This window comes from Acidimicrobiales bacterium (assembly GCA_035536915.1).
Taxonomy (GTDB): Bacteria; Actinomycetota; Acidimicrobiia; order Acidimicrobiales; family JAHWLA01; genus JAHWLA01.
Window position 1 is genome coordinate 38,966 of sequence record DATLNE010000032.1, and the last position, 14,785, is coordinate 53,750.

The 14,785-nt window shown below is 70.6% G+C and carries 14 protein-coding genes; 1 reads left to right on the plus strand and 13 read right to left on the minus strand.

Going from position 1 to position 14,785, the window contains the following annotated elements:
• Window positions 1-49 precede the first annotated feature (49 nt).
• From VM938_08675 to VM938_08695, 5 genes are read right to left on the minus strand one after another with little or no spacing between them, the layout of a single operon-like run.
• Entirely contained in the window at window positions 50-823 is a 774-nt protein-coding gene (locus VM938_08675; GenBank protein HVF75110.1) for a decaprenylphospho-beta-D-erythro-pentofuranosid-2-ulose 2-reductase, read from the minus strand.
• 13 nt (window positions 824-836) lie between these two features.
• Window positions 837-2,195, minus strand: coding sequence for an FAD-binding oxidoreductase (locus VM938_08680; protein HVF75111.1), 1,359 nt, complete (start codon window positions 2,193-2,195; stop codon window positions 837-839).
• Window positions 2,185-3,069, minus strand: a complete 885-nt coding sequence (locus VM938_08685; protein ID HVF75112.1) for a decaprenyl-phosphate phosphoribosyltransferase — start codon at window positions 3,067-3,069, stop codon at window positions 2,185-2,187. Before VM938_08685 ends, VM938_08680 begins: the two co-directional genes overlap by 11 nt.
• 8 nt (window positions 3,070-3,077) lie before the next feature.
• Complete coding sequence (locus VM938_08690) at window positions 3,078-3,725, minus strand: HAD family hydrolase (protein HVF75113.1); 648 nt, start codon at window positions 3,723-3,725, stop codon at window positions 3,078-3,080.
• Complete coding sequence (locus VM938_08695; protein HVF75114.1) at window positions 3,718-6,039, minus strand: hypothetical protein; 2,322 nt, start codon at window positions 6,037-6,039, stop codon at window positions 3,718-3,720. The genes VM938_08690 and VM938_08695 overlap by 8 nt, the downstream gene beginning before the upstream one ends.
• A 262-nt stretch (window positions 6,040-6,301) precedes the next feature.
• Here VM938_08695 and arfB point away from each other — a divergent pair, with 262 nt between their 5' ends.
• Window positions 6,302-6,712, plus strand: a complete 411-nt coding sequence (arfB, locus tag VM938_08700) for an alternative ribosome rescue aminoacyl-tRNA hydrolase ArfB (protein ID HVF75115.1) — start codon at window positions 6,302-6,304, stop codon at window positions 6,710-6,712.
• Here the strand turns inward: arfB and VM938_08705 are convergent.
• The 8 genes from VM938_08705 to infB all read right to left on the minus strand — a co-directional run bounded on the left by VM938_08705 (window position 6,675) and on the right by infB (window position 14,702).
• Window positions 6,675-7,385: a response regulator transcription factor gene (locus tag VM938_08705; protein HVF75116.1), complete on the minus strand. Its 711-nt coding sequence runs from the start codon at window positions 7,383-7,385 to the stop codon at window positions 6,675-6,677. The genes arfB and VM938_08705 overlap by 38 nt on opposite strands.
• Window positions 7,386-7,392: 7 nt before the next feature.
• The gene (locus VM938_08710; GenBank protein ID HVF75117.1) at window positions 7,393-8,292 is read right to left on the minus strand and encodes a CAP domain-containing protein; all 900 of its coding nucleotides are present in this window, start codon (window positions 8,290-8,292) and stop codon (window positions 7,393-7,395) included.
• Between the two features lie 69 nt (window positions 8,293-8,361).
• The gene (locus tag VM938_08715) at window positions 8,362-9,300 is read right to left on the minus strand and encodes a bifunctional riboflavin kinase/FAD synthetase (GenBank protein ID HVF75118.1); all 939 of its coding nucleotides are present in this window, start codon (window positions 9,298-9,300) and stop codon (window positions 8,362-8,364) included.
• Window positions 9,301-9,348: 48 nt separating this feature from the next.
• Window positions 9,349-10,194, minus strand: coding sequence for a tRNA pseudouridine(55) synthase TruB (truB, locus tag VM938_08720; protein HVF75119.1), 846 nt, complete (start codon window positions 10,192-10,194; stop codon window positions 9,349-9,351).
• Window positions 10,187-11,161, minus strand: coding sequence for a bifunctional oligoribonuclease/PAP phosphatase NrnA (locus VM938_08725; GenBank protein ID HVF75120.1), 975 nt, complete (start codon window positions 11,159-11,161; stop codon window positions 10,187-10,189). Before VM938_08725 ends, truB begins: the two co-directional genes overlap by 8 nt.
• Complete coding sequence (locus VM938_08730) at window positions 11,148-11,522, minus strand: ribosome-binding factor A (protein HVF75121.1); 375 nt, start codon at window positions 11,520-11,522, stop codon at window positions 11,148-11,150. Before VM938_08730 ends, VM938_08725 begins: the two co-directional genes overlap by 14 nt.
• A complete protein-coding gene (locus VM938_08735; GenBank protein ID HVF75122.1) occupies window positions 11,515-11,784 on the minus strand; it encodes a DUF503 domain-containing protein in 270 nt (89 codons plus the stop codon). Before VM938_08735 ends, VM938_08730 begins: the two co-directional genes overlap by 8 nt.
• Window positions 11,785-11,789: 5 nt before the next feature.
• Window positions 11,790-14,702, minus strand: a complete 2,913-nt coding sequence (gene infB / locus VM938_08740) for a translation initiation factor IF-2 (protein ID HVF75123.1) — start codon at window positions 14,700-14,702, stop codon at window positions 11,790-11,792.
• Window positions 14,703-14,785: the final 83 nt, after the last annotated feature.

The following is a 14,785-nucleotide window of genomic DNA, read 5'->3' on the forward strand; positions in this document are numbered from 1 at the left end:
TCCCCAGGGGACGGTCCAGAGTAGCAGCGGCCGTCGGCCCACGTGCATTTCAGCGGGATTGGAGCGCGCTCACTCGCTGCCACAACGGGCGAGGGAGGTGGCGCAGCACTGCCATCACCCAGCGCAGGACGGACGGCGCATAGACGACGGCCGCCCCGCGGGCGATCCCCGCCACCACGGCATCGGCCACCGCGTCGGCGGTGGTGCTGAACGGGGCCGGGCGCATCCCCGTCGTCATCTTGGTGGCCACGAAGCCGGGGCGGACGATCACCACTCGGACGCCGGTGCCCGCCAGCGACAGGTCGAGCCCTTGGGCGAAGGCGTCAAGCCCGGCCTTGCTCGACCCGTACACGACGTTGTCGGCCCGCACCCGCTCCCCCGCCACCGACGAGAGGAACACAAGCGTCCCATGGCCCTGCTCTTCCAGCATCCGGGCCACCCGCAGGCCCATGGAGACAGCTCCCGTGTAGTTCGCCTGCGCCGCTTGCACCGCGTCTGCCGGGCAATCGGCGAAGTGCGCCTGGTCACCGAGGACACCGAAGGCCACCATGACCACGTCGAAGTCACCGAAGCGGCGCCACAGCCCGGCAACGAGCTCGTCGTGGCTGTCGAAGGCGGTGGCATCGAAGGCAACCGCCTCCACCGTGTCGGCTCCGGCGTCCCGCAACCGGGTGATGTCGTCATCGAGCGCCTCGGGTCGGCGGGCGGCCAGCACCACCGTGCGGCAGCGTCGGGCCACCAGCTTGTGCACGGTCGCGAGGGCGATGTCGCTCCCCCCGCCGAGCACAAGGATCGACTGCACTGCCCCGAGGGCGTCCTTCACGAGCAGCTCCTTGTCACAGTCCGAGCCGACGGGCCAGGTCGGACATGAGGATGCCGGCCGGGTCGACCTCGGCCCGAATCTGGCGCCATCGCTCCAACCGCGGATACATCACCGGCATGAGCTCTGGTGCCAGCCGAGCATCCTTGGCCAGGTAGACACGTCCGCCCGCATCGGCCACCACGCCGTCGAGCTGGTCGAGCAGGGCGTCGAGCCCGCTCCCCCCTGCGGGGACGTCGAGAGCCAGCGTCCACCCCTTCATCGGGAACGACAGCAGCCCCGCGTTGCCGTCACCGAATCGCTTCAGGACGGCGAGGAAAGACGCCACGCGCTCGCAGGCCAGCCGCTCGACAATGGCCCGCAGCGTCGCCTCCTCGCCGGGGGGCAGCACGAACTGGTATTGGAGGAACCCCTGGGGCCCGTAGAGCCGATTCCAGGCCGCCACCCCGTCAAGGGGATGGAAGAAGGCGCCGATGGTCTCGAGCCCTTCGGGCCGATCATTGCCCTTGCGGAACCACAGCTCGTTGAAGGCCTTGATCGACCACCGGTTGAGCAAGTGCGGGGGCACCACAGGGGGCGTAGGCAACGGTGAGCGCGGCGAAAACGCCAGAGGATGTCGCGCCGCACGGGCCGGAAGGTCGGAGGGCTCGGCGTGGTCGCCGCGGGTCAACACCGCTCGTCCGAGGGCACGACCGGAGGCGAGCAAGTCGATCCAGGCCACCGAGTACCGGTAGCGATGGTCGCCCCCCGCCATGCGAGCCATGAGGTCGTCGAGGTCGGATGCTCGCTCACGGTCGACACGCACGAGCGAGGTGCGGACCGGCAGCAGGCGCAAGGTGACCTCCACGATCAGCCCGGTCAGGCCCAGCCCCCCCACGGTGGCCCAGTACAGGTCAGGCCGACGTTCGGGCCCGATCTCGACCACTTCGCCGTCGGGCAGTTGGAGCAGCAGCGAGACGACGTGGTCGGCGAAGGAGCCGTCGACGTGGTGGTTCTTGCCGTGCACGTCGTTGGCCACGCACCCGGCCACGGTGACGTACCGGGTGCCGGGGGTCACGGGCACGAACCACCCCAGCGGGACGAACGTGCGAAGCAAGGTGTCGATCGAGGCCCCGCCTTCCACGGTGACGACACCGGACTCGCCGTCGAAGCCGACCACGCGATCGAGGGCGGTGCAGTCGGCCACGACGCCCCCTGCGTTCTGCGCCACGTCACCGTAGGAGCGGCCCAAGCCTCGGGCGATCAGCCCACGCCGCGGTGGCGTGACGAGCAGGTCCGCCAGCTCTCGCCGGGATTGTGGAGCCACGACATCGGCAGCCGTCGGCGCCGTGTTCCCCCACCCCGCCACCAGCCGGCGGCCGCGCTCAGCCGGCATGGACGCCCGTTAGGACGAGGGTGGCCCACACACCGCCGGCGACGAGGAGCGTGCGGTCGCGCAGGAGCAGTTCCTCGGGCGCGGCGCCGCCGCCCCGCTCAAGCAGAAGGGCATAGCGCAGGATGGCCACCACGAAGGGGAGGACCGATGCCTCGAACCACACGCCGTTGGTCGCGGCCGCCGACTTCTCGAACGCCCACAGGCAGTACGACAGCAGGGTGACGCCCGCCGCTGTGGAGCGCACGAAGACGAGGAACGTGACCGGGTAGCTGCCGAGGATCGGCCGCACGGCGTCGGCATCGACGCCGAGCGCCAACTGTTCTGACGACCGCTTGCCCGCTACGACGAACAACGAGCCGAAGCAGGCGACGATGAAGAACCATCGGGAGACAGGCACCCCGACGGCGACTGCCCCGGCGATCGCCCGCAGCACGAACCCCGACGCGACGGCGACCAAGTCGAGCACGTCCATGTGCTTGAGCCACACCGTGTAAGCGGTGGTCAGCAGCAAGTAGGCGGCGACCACGGCGCCGAATTTCAGGCCGAGCACGCCGGCGCCCACGGCGAGTGCGGACACGACGAGCACCACGCCGACGACGCGGGCTGTGCGGACCGAAACGACACCCGCTGCTATCGGCCGCGCCCGCTTGACCGGGTGCATGCGGTCGCGATCGACGTCGGCCGCGTCGTTGAGCAGGTAGGTGGCGCCCGCGGCCATCGACAACACCACGAACGCGACCAAAGCCCGGGCTGCATCACCGGGTGTGTCGAGCACGCCTGCGGCGGCCGGAGCGGCCAGCACAAGTGCGTTCTTGGTCCACTGGCGAGGGCGGAGGGCGCGCAGGAGGCCGGTGGCGAGCGAAGGTCGTGCCACGCTCAAGGTCACCGCCCGCCGCCGGCCGGGAGTTCGGGGATTGCCCGCTTCGTCACTCGCTGGGCGATGTCGGCGGCCGCCAGTAGCTCCCTGTCGCCGGCGGAGTCGCCGTAAACCCAGAGTCGCCCCTGTTCACGGGAGCCCAGCCAGGCGCGGAGGCGGTCGAGCTTCTCGGCGCCTCGACAGTTGCGCCCGTCGATGCTCCCCGTGAAGCGGCCGTCCCCGATCACCAGTTCCGTCGCCATGACGCCGTCGACACCGAGCGCAGCGCCCACCGGACGAACGTAGACACCGGGCGAGGCCGACACGATCACCGTGCGGTGGCCGGCCGACTGGTGCCATCGCAACCGGGCGAGGACGTCAGGCCGCAGCCGCCCTACCAACGCGGCCGAGAACCGCCGCGCCGCCTCCTCGACATCGGCCACCGCGCGCCCGCCGACGAGGTCCGTCAACAAGCGGCGCTTGGCCTCTCCGCGGTCGCTCATCCCCGCCATGGCGGCGGCGATGCGGGGCCCCCGGCGCACGAGGGCGCCGACCAGCGCCCTCCGGCCTGCGACCAAGGCCAGGAACGGGAGCAGCGAATCCCCCGGTAGCAACGTGCCGTCGAAGTCGAAGACCGCGGTGTCGGTCATCGCTGCGGTTGGGGCCTCATGCATCGAGGCTTCGAAGGTAGACGCGCCGAGCGTGCTCGAGCCGCTTTTGGACGTTGCCGTCGGTGGGGTCGACCATCGCTGCGGCTACTAGCAACTCGTACGCAGCGGCCGAGTCCCCACCCTCCGCCGCTGCACGCAGGACGCGGGCGAAGCGGTGCTCTGCCTGGGTGATCGGCAGGCGGCGGCGCAGGTCGGCGGCCACCCGCACGGCGTCGAGCAACTCGGCCCTGTCCTTCGAGCGCCAGCCCGTCTCGGCGGCGGCGAACGCAGCACCTGCCGCTGCGGCGCGGGCCCTGTCGACCTCGGCCTTCGCTGCCGCGTCGGACCCCGCCGCGAAGGAGCCGAGCCGCAGTAGCCGGGACGCCTCCGCCATGTCGGCCCGGCGGGCAGCTGCCACTGCACGGTCAGCTCTGTCGGCCGCTTCAGCCGAGGCCTGCGGGCGACCGACCTGCAAGTGCCTGCGGGCAACCATCCGACCGGGCGCGCCGACCTCCGCGCGGAACAGGATTTCAACGGTGTAGGCGCCCCGGAGCACCGGCGCAGGTAGCACCACGTGGGTGCGCAAGGCCTCGCCGGGCGAGGTCCGCGACATCGGGAACCAGGGGTACCCAACGGTCCCCGCCTCGTGCCGCACCGCTACCCCTGCGGCATCGATAATCGACACGTCGTACGTCGCCTTGTCGGAGGGAACGGTGCCGTGTCCCCAATACAGGTCGAGGGCGTACTCCTCATCGGGCCCGGCCGAGTCGGCACCCGACCAGCCCACCAACGGCGAGCGGGCGACAACGCCGGGGTCCGATGACACGTCGAGGCTGGGCGAGACGATCACGTCGCGACGCACGAACTGCGCGTGGGACTCGCTCGGCAGACGCACGTAGTCCTGTTGCACCGAGCTCATCTCGGGGATGCCGGTAAGGCTGGTCCAGGGCTCATGTGTCGAGACCAGTTCCGACCGACGCTCCACGAAGAAGTACTGCTCGAGGATGGCGCGGTCCCAATGGCTGCGAGCTACATGCAGGTCGGCCAGCCCGAGTGAGTCGACTATCCGCATGCGCCCGAGGTACGTGGAGCCGCCGACATCAGGCAGTACGTAGAAGGGGTCATCGAGCCCGAACGTCCGTGCGACCTCTCGCAGCGGGGCGTAGCTCTCGTTGGCAAAACGCATCGGTAGGAAGTGCGGGTAGTCATGTCCGACGTGGTCGCTGGTGACGCGTAGGTTCTCGGCCGCGAACAGTACGAGGGCGAGGAGGGGCAGCGTCGCCAGGCCTGCTGCCGCCGGGTAGAGCGACGTGGTCCGAAAACCTCGTGCCCACGCCAGCAGGGCATCGATCCCCAGCACGGCCAGTACGACGAGCAGCGTGGGGAAGGCGAACATGAAGCGGAGCTGGGGCATCCAGTCGGGCGAGTACAGCGGGAGCACGAGCGACACCACAGCGAGGACGACGACGACGACGGCTCGCGAACGGGCCGCCACCACCGCCCCGACGACAGCGGCGGGCAGGATGAACAGGCCACCGTGGCTGCGGAAGAGCTCGGTGGCATACCACCAGCCTTCCGACCCGAAGTCGACCAGGTTGCCGAAGTCGCCCTTCATCGTCGGCGTGACGGACTTGGCGATCACGGTGCTGGGAACAAGCTCGTGGTAGGTCGAGTAGTGCCACAGGTGGTAGGCGCCGACGCCGAACAACAAGACAAGCGACCACATGACGAGGTCGCTGATGCCTCGTCGCAGGTCGTGGCGACGCCGCCAGAGCGAGAACAGCTTGCACAACCCGACGGCGCCGCCGTACATGAACCCTTCAGGTCGCGTCATGGCCACCAACACCAGGAGAGCGGCCGAACCGGGCAGCGGTTGGCGTCCTTCCTCGAGGGCCGCCTCCTCCCGCACGAACAGGAGCGCAGAGGCGGAGACGAGAAAGACGTACAGGCCGTTCTCCAAGCCCGCGGCCGCCCACATCGCGGTCGGGGCGACAAGGCCCGACGCCACCACGCCCCAGACAACCCGCCGGTCGCGGGCAAGGTGCCATACCAACCGGTGAACCACGAACACGGTGCCCACGCCAAAGGCAAGGCCCAGCGCCTTCGACGCCGTCTCCATCGTCGTGAGCGCCCCCAACGGCGCCATGGCGACCAGCCACAAGAAGTTCGAATAGCCCTCAGCCTTGGGCGCGTTCTCGAATATGTGGCCGAGGCCGTGGCCGTCGGCGAACGTTCGGGCGTAGGAATAGGTAATGCCCGCGTCCTCCACGGTGAGGCCGAAATGCACGAGCACGTGGACAGCAGCGGCAAGCACGGCAACCGTGAGCGACACGCGCATCAGGCGCCGGGACTGCCGGAGGGACAGCCGTGCCGGCTTTGCATCGGGATGCACCGCCGGATCCGCCGCGAGTGCGTATGGACCGCGTGAGTACATGAGGCTGGGGGATCACCGTTCGGGGGGGATGACGTCGGGCAGAGCTGCCCGACGGCGACATTCCAGCACGATCGGTCGGGCACCTGCCTCTTTGCCCGTACGGCCTACGAACGACGAGAACGGGTTGTTCGTCGGCGAGTCGGGCCGCCCACATATCGTGGCGACTATGGAGGTCCTGCGGGTGACCAAGTCGTGCGCCATCCCGCTCGACGAGCTCACGTGGAAGTTCACCGGCAGCGGTGGCCCGGGGGGCCAGCACGCCAACACCTCCAACACCCGGGCGGAGGTGCGCTTCGACGTGGAGGGTTCGCCGTCGCTCGGGCCGCGTCAGCGGGCCCGGCTGTTACAGCGGCTGGGGCCGACAGTGCGGGTGGCGGCGTCCGACGAGCGCTCGCAGGCCCGCAACCGCCAGTTGGCGTTGGAGCGACTGCGCAGCCGGCTGGCCGATGCGCTGAAGGTGGAGCGGGAGCGGCGGCCGACGGCGCCCACCCGGGCCAGCAAGGTGCGGCGGGTCGACGCCAAGCGCCGCCGCAGCGACGTCAAACGCTTGCGAGGCCGTCCCGCGCCGGACGAATAGCGGCCACGCCCGCGGGGGCGAAGCGGTAGCCGACGCCGCGGACCGTCTCGATCCAGCGGTCGCCGATCTTCTGGCGCAGCCGTCGCACGTGTTCGGCCACGGTGTGCTTGTCCTGCCAGTCCACCGACGAGCCCCACACCCGCTCGAGCAGCTCACCGATGGTCAGCGCCCGGTTGGGATGGGTGGCCAGGAAGGCCAGCAGTTCGAACTCCCGGCGGGGCAGTTCCACGACTTCACCGTCGACGAGCACCCGTCGAGCGGCAATCTCGATCTGCAGGCCCTCGGCCCCCACCACGGCAGGCACCTCGGTGCGAACAGTCCGGCGGAGCACGGAGCGCACCCGGGCCACGAGCTCGGCCACCGAGAACGGCTTTCCCAGGTAGTCGTCGGCGCCCATGTCGAGGCCGTGGATGCGGGCGCTCTCGCCTTGGTCGGCGGTGAGCATGATGACGGGGAGCTCGCCCCGCCTGCGGATCTCCGTCAGTACGTCCCACCCGCCCAGCTTCGGCATCACGACGTCGAGAACCACCAGGTCAGGCTCCTCATCGAGCCGCTGGATGGCTTCTTCACCGTCGCCTGCTTCGAGGACCTCGTACCCCTCCGCCGTCAGGCCGCGTGCGACCAGGAAGCGAATGGACGGCTCGTCGTCGACCAGGAGGATCTTGTGCCCCACCCCGTGTCTATCGGCCGCTACCCACCGAAAATGGAGCGAATCGGCTGCGAAACCTGTGCACCAGCACAGCGGCCACGCCGAGCAGGGCGAGCACAGCGGCGGCGGCGAGGGCGCCTACGGGGCTGCCGTCGGGCGAAGCGGGGACGCCCAGGGGGGCGGCGGCCAGCAGCTCAGGCCCGGCAGTCGGCTCCGGCACCTCGACCACGGGAGGGGCGGTCGGGGTGCTCGGTGCCGCTGCGGGGGCGGGGGCTGCGGAAGGGGCGGGGGCGGCGGCAGGCGCCTTGGCGGCGGCAGTGCCACGGGTCTTTTCAGCCCGAGGAGCGGCGGCCGTCGCCCGGGCGACGGGCTGGACGAAGTTCTGGGTGACGTAGAGCGAGCCCGTGCTGCTGCGGTAGACGCCCAGGCCGACCACGGTGAAGCGGGCGTCGAGCAGGTTGGCCCGGTGGCCGGGGCTGTTCATCAGGCGCCGGTGGGCGTCGTCGATGTCGGTGTTGCGGGCCACGTTCTCACCGAGCAGGGCGGCGTCGAGCTTCCGCTTGGTCGACTCGGTGAAGTAGGCGTCGTTGTGCCAGATGGTGCCCGCCGCCGCCATGGCCTTGCTGTGGTCCCGGGAGATGGCGCTGACGTCGCCCCGCTGGCTGAACTGCGGGAGGCCCCGGCTGCGGCGCTCGTTGTTCATCAGCACCAGGAGGCGGCTGACGGCCTCGGGCGCGTGGCCCGGCTGCGCCGACGGCTGGTTCGGCTGCGGCTGGGGCTCGGGCTGGGGCTGGGGCTCGGGCTGCGGTGCGGGCTGCTCGCACTCGTTGAGCGTCTTGTTGGTGAGGGTGCACTCCTCGGCGAGGGCCGGGGAAATAGCTAGACACATCCCGAAGGCGAGGGCGGCGGCGGTGACGATTCGGGCGGGCATGTCCCAATAACTCGTACCGATGGGCGTTTGGGTTCAGGCAACGTTCGATCAACGAATAGCCCGAACTGACTAGGCACTCCTCAACGCCGTGCGCGTGGCCACCACATCGGCGTCGATCTGGCGGACCAAGGCGTCGACCGAATCGAAGCGCTCCTCCCCCCGCAACCGGGCTACGAACTGCACGGCGGCGTGCTCGCCGTAGAGGTCGCCGTCGAAGTCGAGCAGGTACGCCTCCAGCAGCGACGACTCGGCGTGCTCGTAGAACGTGGGGCGGCGGCCCAGCGACAGGGCGGCCATGTGGGTGGTGCCGTCAGGGCGCCGGCACCAGCCCGCGTAGATGCCGTCGGCGGGCAGGAGGATCTCGGCGGGCACCTCGACGTTGGCGGTGGGGAACCCCAGCTCGCGGCCCCGGGCGTCGCCACGGGCCACGGTGCCCCGCACCTCGTGGGGGCGGCCGAGCAGGGTCGCCGCGGTGGCGACGTCGCCCTGCTGGAGCAGGCCCCGGATGCGGGTCGACGAGTAGGCCTCGCTGTCGTCGCGCACGAGGCGGAGGCCGAGGACGTCGAAGCCCAGCTCGCCGCCCATCTGGGTGAGGAGGGCGACGTTGCCCCGCCTGCCGTGGCCGAAGTGGAAGTCGTGCCCCACGACGACGGCCTTGGCGTTGAGGCAGCCGACCAGGACCTCGTGCACGAACTCCTCGGCCGACTCGTGGCTGCGCTCGTCGTCGAAGTGGACGACCAGCGTGTAGTCGACTCCCACCTCGGCCAACAGTTCGAGCTTCTGGTCGAGGTCGGTGAGCAGCTTGGGGGCCGACTCGGGGCGCACGACCATGGCGGGATGGCGGTCGAAGGTGACCACTGCGGTGTCGCAGCCCAGGCGATCGGCCCGCTGGCGGGCCTCGGCGATCAGCGCCCGGTGGCCCAGGTGGACGCCGTCGTAGGCGCCGATGGTGACGACGGTGCCCCGCGGCGGTCTCGGGCAAGCAGCCAGGTCGCGGAGCACCTCCATCGCCGGCCGAGGCTACGTCCCGAGTACATAGGGTGCGGAATCCGCACCCTATGTACTCGGGACGACGACGGCGGTGCGGCCGGCTTCGGCGATGGCGACGAGGTCGCCGTCGCCGTCGAGCACGCGCACGGTCTCCTCGGGGAGCTCCACTCGCTTGCCGTGGCGGATGTCGACCACCTGCTCGGCGGTCAGCACCACGGACGGGTAGTCGCGCAACGCTTCCGCGGGCGAGAGCACGGGCAACTCGGTATCGAGCCAAGCGGCCTCGGCCACCGTGAACGAGCCGATGGCGGTGCGGCGCAGGTTGCGCAGGTGCGCTCCCCCGCCCAGCGCCTCGCCCAAGTCGGCCGCCAGCGTGCGGATGTAGGTGCCCGACGAGCAGTCGACCTCGATGCGGTACACCAGCGGGTCGTCGGTGGGCGCAGTGTCGAACCGCGACACGTGCACTGGCCGCGCCGCCCGCTCGACCTCCTCCCCCGCCCGGGCCAGTTCGTGCAGCCGCTTCCCGCCGATCTTCACGGCCGACACCATGGGCGGCACCTGCTCGATGTCGCCTACGAACCGCACAGCGGCCGCCGCCACCTCGTCGGCCGTCACCGACATGTCGAACGACGCCAGCACCTCGCCGGACGAGTCGAGCGTGGAGGTGGCCGTGCCCAGGACCACCTCGCCCACGTACGACTTGGGCAGGGCGGTCAGGAAGCGCAGCAGCCGGGTGACCCGGCCCAGCCCCACCAGCAGCACGCCGGTGGCGTCGGGGTCGAGGGTGCCGGAATGGCCGATCTTCTTCTGGCCGAAGATGCCGCGGCACTTGGCCACCACGTCGTGCGACGTCCAGCCCGCCGCCTTGTCGACGACGACTAAGCCGTCGACAACTGCAGAGCCGTCAACCACGCAACTGGCGCAGGACCGCCTTGATGTTGCCCAGTACGTCGACCACGGGATAGGGGGCCACGAAGCCCGCGGCGAAGCGGTGCCCGCCCCCGCCGAAGCGGGCCGCCACCGCAGAGACGTCGATGTCGTCGGACACCGAGCGCAGCGACACCCGGATGCCCTCGTCGGTCTCCTTGCACACGCAGGCCACATCGGCTTCGGCCGTGCGCCGCACCAGGTCGATGAGCCCCTCGGTCTCTTCGATGTCGACGTCGAAGCCGTCGAGGTCGAAGTTGGTGACCCACGTGGCCACGAAGCTCAGCTCGCGGTCGAGCTCGGCCCGAGCCAGGCACGCTCCCACCATCTGCAGGTAGGCGAAACGGTGCTCCTCGAACAACTGGCGGGTCATCGACTCGATGGGCAGGTCGAAGGCCGCCAACTCCTCGGCCAGGTGGAACACCTCGGGCGTGGTGTTGGCGTACTGGAACCGCCCGGTGTCGGTGACCAGCCCGGTGTAGAGGCAGATGGCGGCGTCTCGGGTCAGGCACCAGTCGAGGCGGCGGGCCAACTCGCGCACCAGCACGGCGGTGGCGGCGGCCGACGTGTCGATCACGTTGATGGTGCCGTAGCGGTCGTTGGAGGCATGGTGGTCGACCACCACCAGCTCCCGGGCCGCCGAGGCGGGACGGGCCAGCTCGCACAGCCGGTCGAGCGACCCGCAGTCGAAGGTCAGCATGACCTCGGGTGCCGCCGGAAAGTCCTCCGGCTTCACCGCCAGGTCGAGCCCCGGCATGTAGCGATAGTGAGGCGCCACCACGAAGGGGGCGGGCCACGACGCCACCGAGGGCTTTCCGTAGGCGAGGCACAGGTGGTGCAACGCCAGCATGGAGCCGAGGGCATCGCCGTCGGGCCCTACATGGCACGCCAGCGCCAGCGAGTCGGCGCCTCGGATCACGTCCGCCGCCTGGTCCAGCTCAGTTCCCAGCATCGTCCTGCAATCCCCGAAGGATGTCTTCCACCCGTTGCCCACTTGCTATCGCGGGGTCGGCTTCGAATGCCAACTTGGGCGTGCGCTTCAGCCGTACCTGCCTGCCGATGGCCGCCTGGAGGGCGATGCGGTTCTCCTCCAGGGCCACCGCGGCGTCCTCGGAGATGGAGGCCAGCAGCACCGTCGCCTGGCGAAGGTCGGGGTCGGCCTGCACGGCGGTGACGGTGGCCAGGTAGAGGCGGTCGTCCTCACCCCCGATGCGTTCGAGCTCCTCGGCCACGATCTCGCGCAGCACCTCGTTGACCCGCGCCGTACGCGGGTAACGCCTGCTGTTGCCCACGCGTCCTCTGCGATCAACCATCGAGCCCCCAGTGTGCCGCGATGAGCTCCACTTCGGGAAACGACAGGACGAAGCGCTCGACCTTGGCCAGGACGTCGTCGGCCACGCCGGCCCGACCGGAGACCACGGCAAAGCCCAGCGAGGCCCGCTGCCACTTGTCCTGGTAGTCGACCTCCGCCACGGAGACGCCGAAGCGGTTCTGCGCTCCGTGGAGGATGGTCTTGACCACTGCCCGCTTGTCCTTCAACGAATGACAGTGCGGGAGGTGAAGCTCGAGTTCCAAGGCACTTACGTGCGTGGGATCTCACGCTCCTCGTAGGTCTCGATGATGTCGCCCGGCTTGAGGTCCTGGAAGTCGGACAGGCCGATGCCGCACTCGAAGCCGGTAGCAACCTCGCGGACGTCGTCCTTGAACCGCTTGAGCGACGTGATGCTGCCGTTCCAGATGACCACGCCTTCCCGGAGGAAGCGGACCTTGGAGCCGCGGGCAATGGCGCCGTTGCGGACGTAGCAGCCCGCCACCTTGCCGATGCGCGGCACCGAGAAGACCTCGCGGACCTCGGCGTCGCCGGTGACGACCTCTTCGAACTCGGGGGCGAGCATGCCCACCATGGCGGATTCGATGTCCTCGATGAGCTTGTAGATGATCTCGTAGGTACGGATCTCCACGTGCTCGGCCTCGGCCATGTTGCGGGCCTTGCGGTCGGGGCGGACGTTGAAGCCGATGATGGTGGCGTTGGACGCGGCGGCCAACTGCACGTCGTTCTCGGTGATGCCGCCCACGGCGCGGTGGACGAAGCTCAGCTTCACCTCGTCGCGCTCACGCTTCTTGAGCGACTCGGTGACCGCTTCCAGCGAGCCCTGCACGTCGGCCTTGAGGATCAGGTTCAACGTGGCCGTCTCGCCCCGCTGGATCTGCTCGAAGATGTCTTCCAGCTTGGCGCTGCCTGCCGCCATGCCCGCCATCGACGGCGTCTTGCGCATGTCGGCCGTGCGGTAGCGGTGCTCGCGCTGCTCGGCGATGTCGCGCGCCACCTTGTCGGAGACGGTGACGCGGAACTCGTCGCCCGCGGTGGGCACGTCGGAGAACCCGAGCACCTGCACCGGCGTGGACGGCGGCGCTTCCTTGATGTTGTCGCCCTTGTCGTCGATCAGCGCCCGCACGCGGCCCCAGGCCGCGCCTGCCACCACGGGGTCGCCCACCCGCAGGATGCCCGACTCCACGATGACGGTGGCCACCGGGCCCCGGCCGGTATCGAGGTTGGCCTCGAGGACCGTGCCCCGCGCCCGCCCCTCGGGGTTGGCCGTGAGCTCCTCGATGTCGGCCACGACGATGAGCTGTTCGAGCAGGTCGTCGATGCCCAGGTTCTGCAGGGCCGACAGCTCGACGGTGATGGTGTCGCCGCCCCACGACTCGGGCACCAGGCCGTGCTCGGAGAGCTGCTGGAGCACCCGGTTGGGGTCGGCGTCCTCGCGGTCGATCTTGTTGACCGCCACCACGATCGGCACGTCGGCCGCCTTGGCGTGGTTGAGGGCCTCGATCGTCTGGGGCATCACGCCGTCGTCGGCCGCCACCACCAGGATGACGATGTCGGTCACCTGCGCGCCTCGGGCCCGCATGGCGGTGAACGCCTCGTGGCCCGGGGTGTCGATGAAGGTGATCAGGCGGCCGTCTTTTTCGACTTGGTAGGCACCGATGTGCTGGGTGATGCCGCCCGCCTCGCCCGCCACCACGTTGGCCTCGCGGATGCGGTCGAGCAGGAGGGTCTTGCCGTGGTCGACGTGACCCATGACGGTGATGACCGGCGGTCGGGGCCGCTGGCCTTCTTCGTCCTCGTCGTCCTCGTCGTCGTCGAAGTACTTGGCCTGGAGGAGGGCTTCTTTCTCTTCGCCCGCGTCGACCAGGCGCACGGTGGCGCCGATCTCGGCCGCGAACAACTCGATGGAGTCGTCGCCCAACGACATGGTGGCGGTGACCATCTCGCCCTGCTCCAGCAGGAAGCGCACGACGTCGGCCGCGCTGCGGTTCAGGCGGGGGCCGAGCTCCTGGGCCGTCGAGCCGCGTTCGATGATGACCTCGCCCTCAGGGACGGGCGCGTCGGACGGCGTGTAACGGGTGAGCTCCTGGGCTTCGAGCTCTTCGAACGAACGACGACGCTTGCGCCGGCGCTGGCCGGGAGGACGGCCGCGGCCGCCGAAGCCGCCACGCCCGCCACCGGGACCACCAGGGCCGCCGCCGGGACCACCGGGTCGGCCGCCGAAGCCGCCGCCGGGTGCGCCACCAGGGCCACCAGGACGACCGCCGAAGCCGCCGCCGGGACCGCCTGCACCGCCGCCAGGACGGCCGCCGAAGCCGCCGCCGCCACCGGCCGTGCCGGGACGAGGACCGCCGAAGCCACCGGTTCGAGGACCGCCGGGACCGCCCGTGCGCGGGCCGCCGGGGCCGCTGCTGCGACCGCCGGGAGGCGCGGGACGGCCACCCATGCCGGGCGGGGGCGGAATGGGCTTGCCCGTGCGAGACATGGGAGGAGCGCCGGGAGGCGGCGGGATGGGCTTGCCGGTACGTGAGACCGGAGGTGCGCCGGGCGGCGGGGCCGGGCGGGTGCCGGGAGCGCCGGGCGGGCGCGGGGCGCCTGCGGGAGGACCGGGCGGACGAGGCGGCGCCGGAGGCGCAGCGCCCTCGGCTGCTGCCGGGCGGGGCGCCGGGGCGGCGGGTCGCGGTGCGGGAGCTTCAGCGGCCGGACGCGGCGCAGGCGCGGGGGCCTCGGGCGTGGGCCGGCTGGTGATGAGGCGGGGGTCGCGACCCGACGGCAGGGGTGCGGGCTCGGTCGCCTCGGCGGGCGCGGCCGGAGCGGGGGCAGGAACAGGCGCGGCCGGTGCGGGCGCAGCGGCTGCCGGGCGCTCGGCTTCGACCTCGGGTGCCGGGGCGGGAGCGGGTGCCGGCGCAGGTGCAGGTGCCTCAGCAGCAGGGGCGGCGGCCTTCTTGGCCGCCTTCTTGACGGGCTCGGGCTCGGGGGGCGACACCTCGCGGCGAAGTCCCTCCCGGTCGGCCTTTCTCCGGGCGCGGTCGGCCTGCGCATCCTCGATGCTCGACGAATGCGATTTCACCCCGATGCCGAGGTCGAGGCACAGGTCGAGCGCCTCTTTGTTGGTCAAACCGAGCTCTCGTGCGAGCTCGTACACCCGGATCTTCTTCGGCAAGTGCTGCTGATTCCTTCCTAGGCCCCGACGTGGCGGCGACCTACCATCCTCGCACGTCCGCGAGTTCCGCACGAAGTGCGGCT

Excerpts from the sequence above, each read along its gene's own strand:
- VM938_08680 (HVF75111.1), bottom strand. The coding sequence starts at position 2,195 with ATGCCGGCTGAGCGCGGCCGCCGGCTGGTGGCGGGGTGGGGGAACACG.
- VM938_08690 (HVF75113.1), bottom strand. The coding sequence starts at position 3,725 with ATGCATGAGGCCCCAACCGCAGCGATGACCGACACCGCGGTCTTCGAC.
- VM938_08695 (HVF75114.1), bottom strand. The coding sequence starts at position 6,039 with ATGCGCGTGTCGCTCACGGTTGCCGTGCTTGCCGCTGCTGTCCACGTG.
- arfB (HVF75115.1), top strand. The coding sequence starts at position 6,302 with ATGGAGGTCCTGCGGGTGACCAAGTCGTGCGCCATCCCGCTCGACGAG.
- VM938_08710 (HVF75117.1), bottom strand. The coding sequence starts at position 8,292 with ATGCCCGCCCGAATCGTCACCGCCGCCGCCCTCGCCTTCGGGATGTGT.
- VM938_08715 (HVF75118.1), bottom strand. The coding sequence starts at position 9,300 with ATGGAGGTGCTCCGCGACCTGGCTGCTTGCCCGAGACCGCCGCGGGGC.
- VM938_08725 (HVF75120.1), bottom strand. The coding sequence starts at position 11,161 with ATGCTGGGAACTGAGCTGGACCAGGCGGCGGACGTGATCCGAGGCGCC.
- VM938_08730 (HVF75121.1), bottom strand. The coding sequence starts at position 11,522 with ATGGTTGATCGCAGAGGACGCGTGGGCAACAGCAGGCGTTACCCGCGT.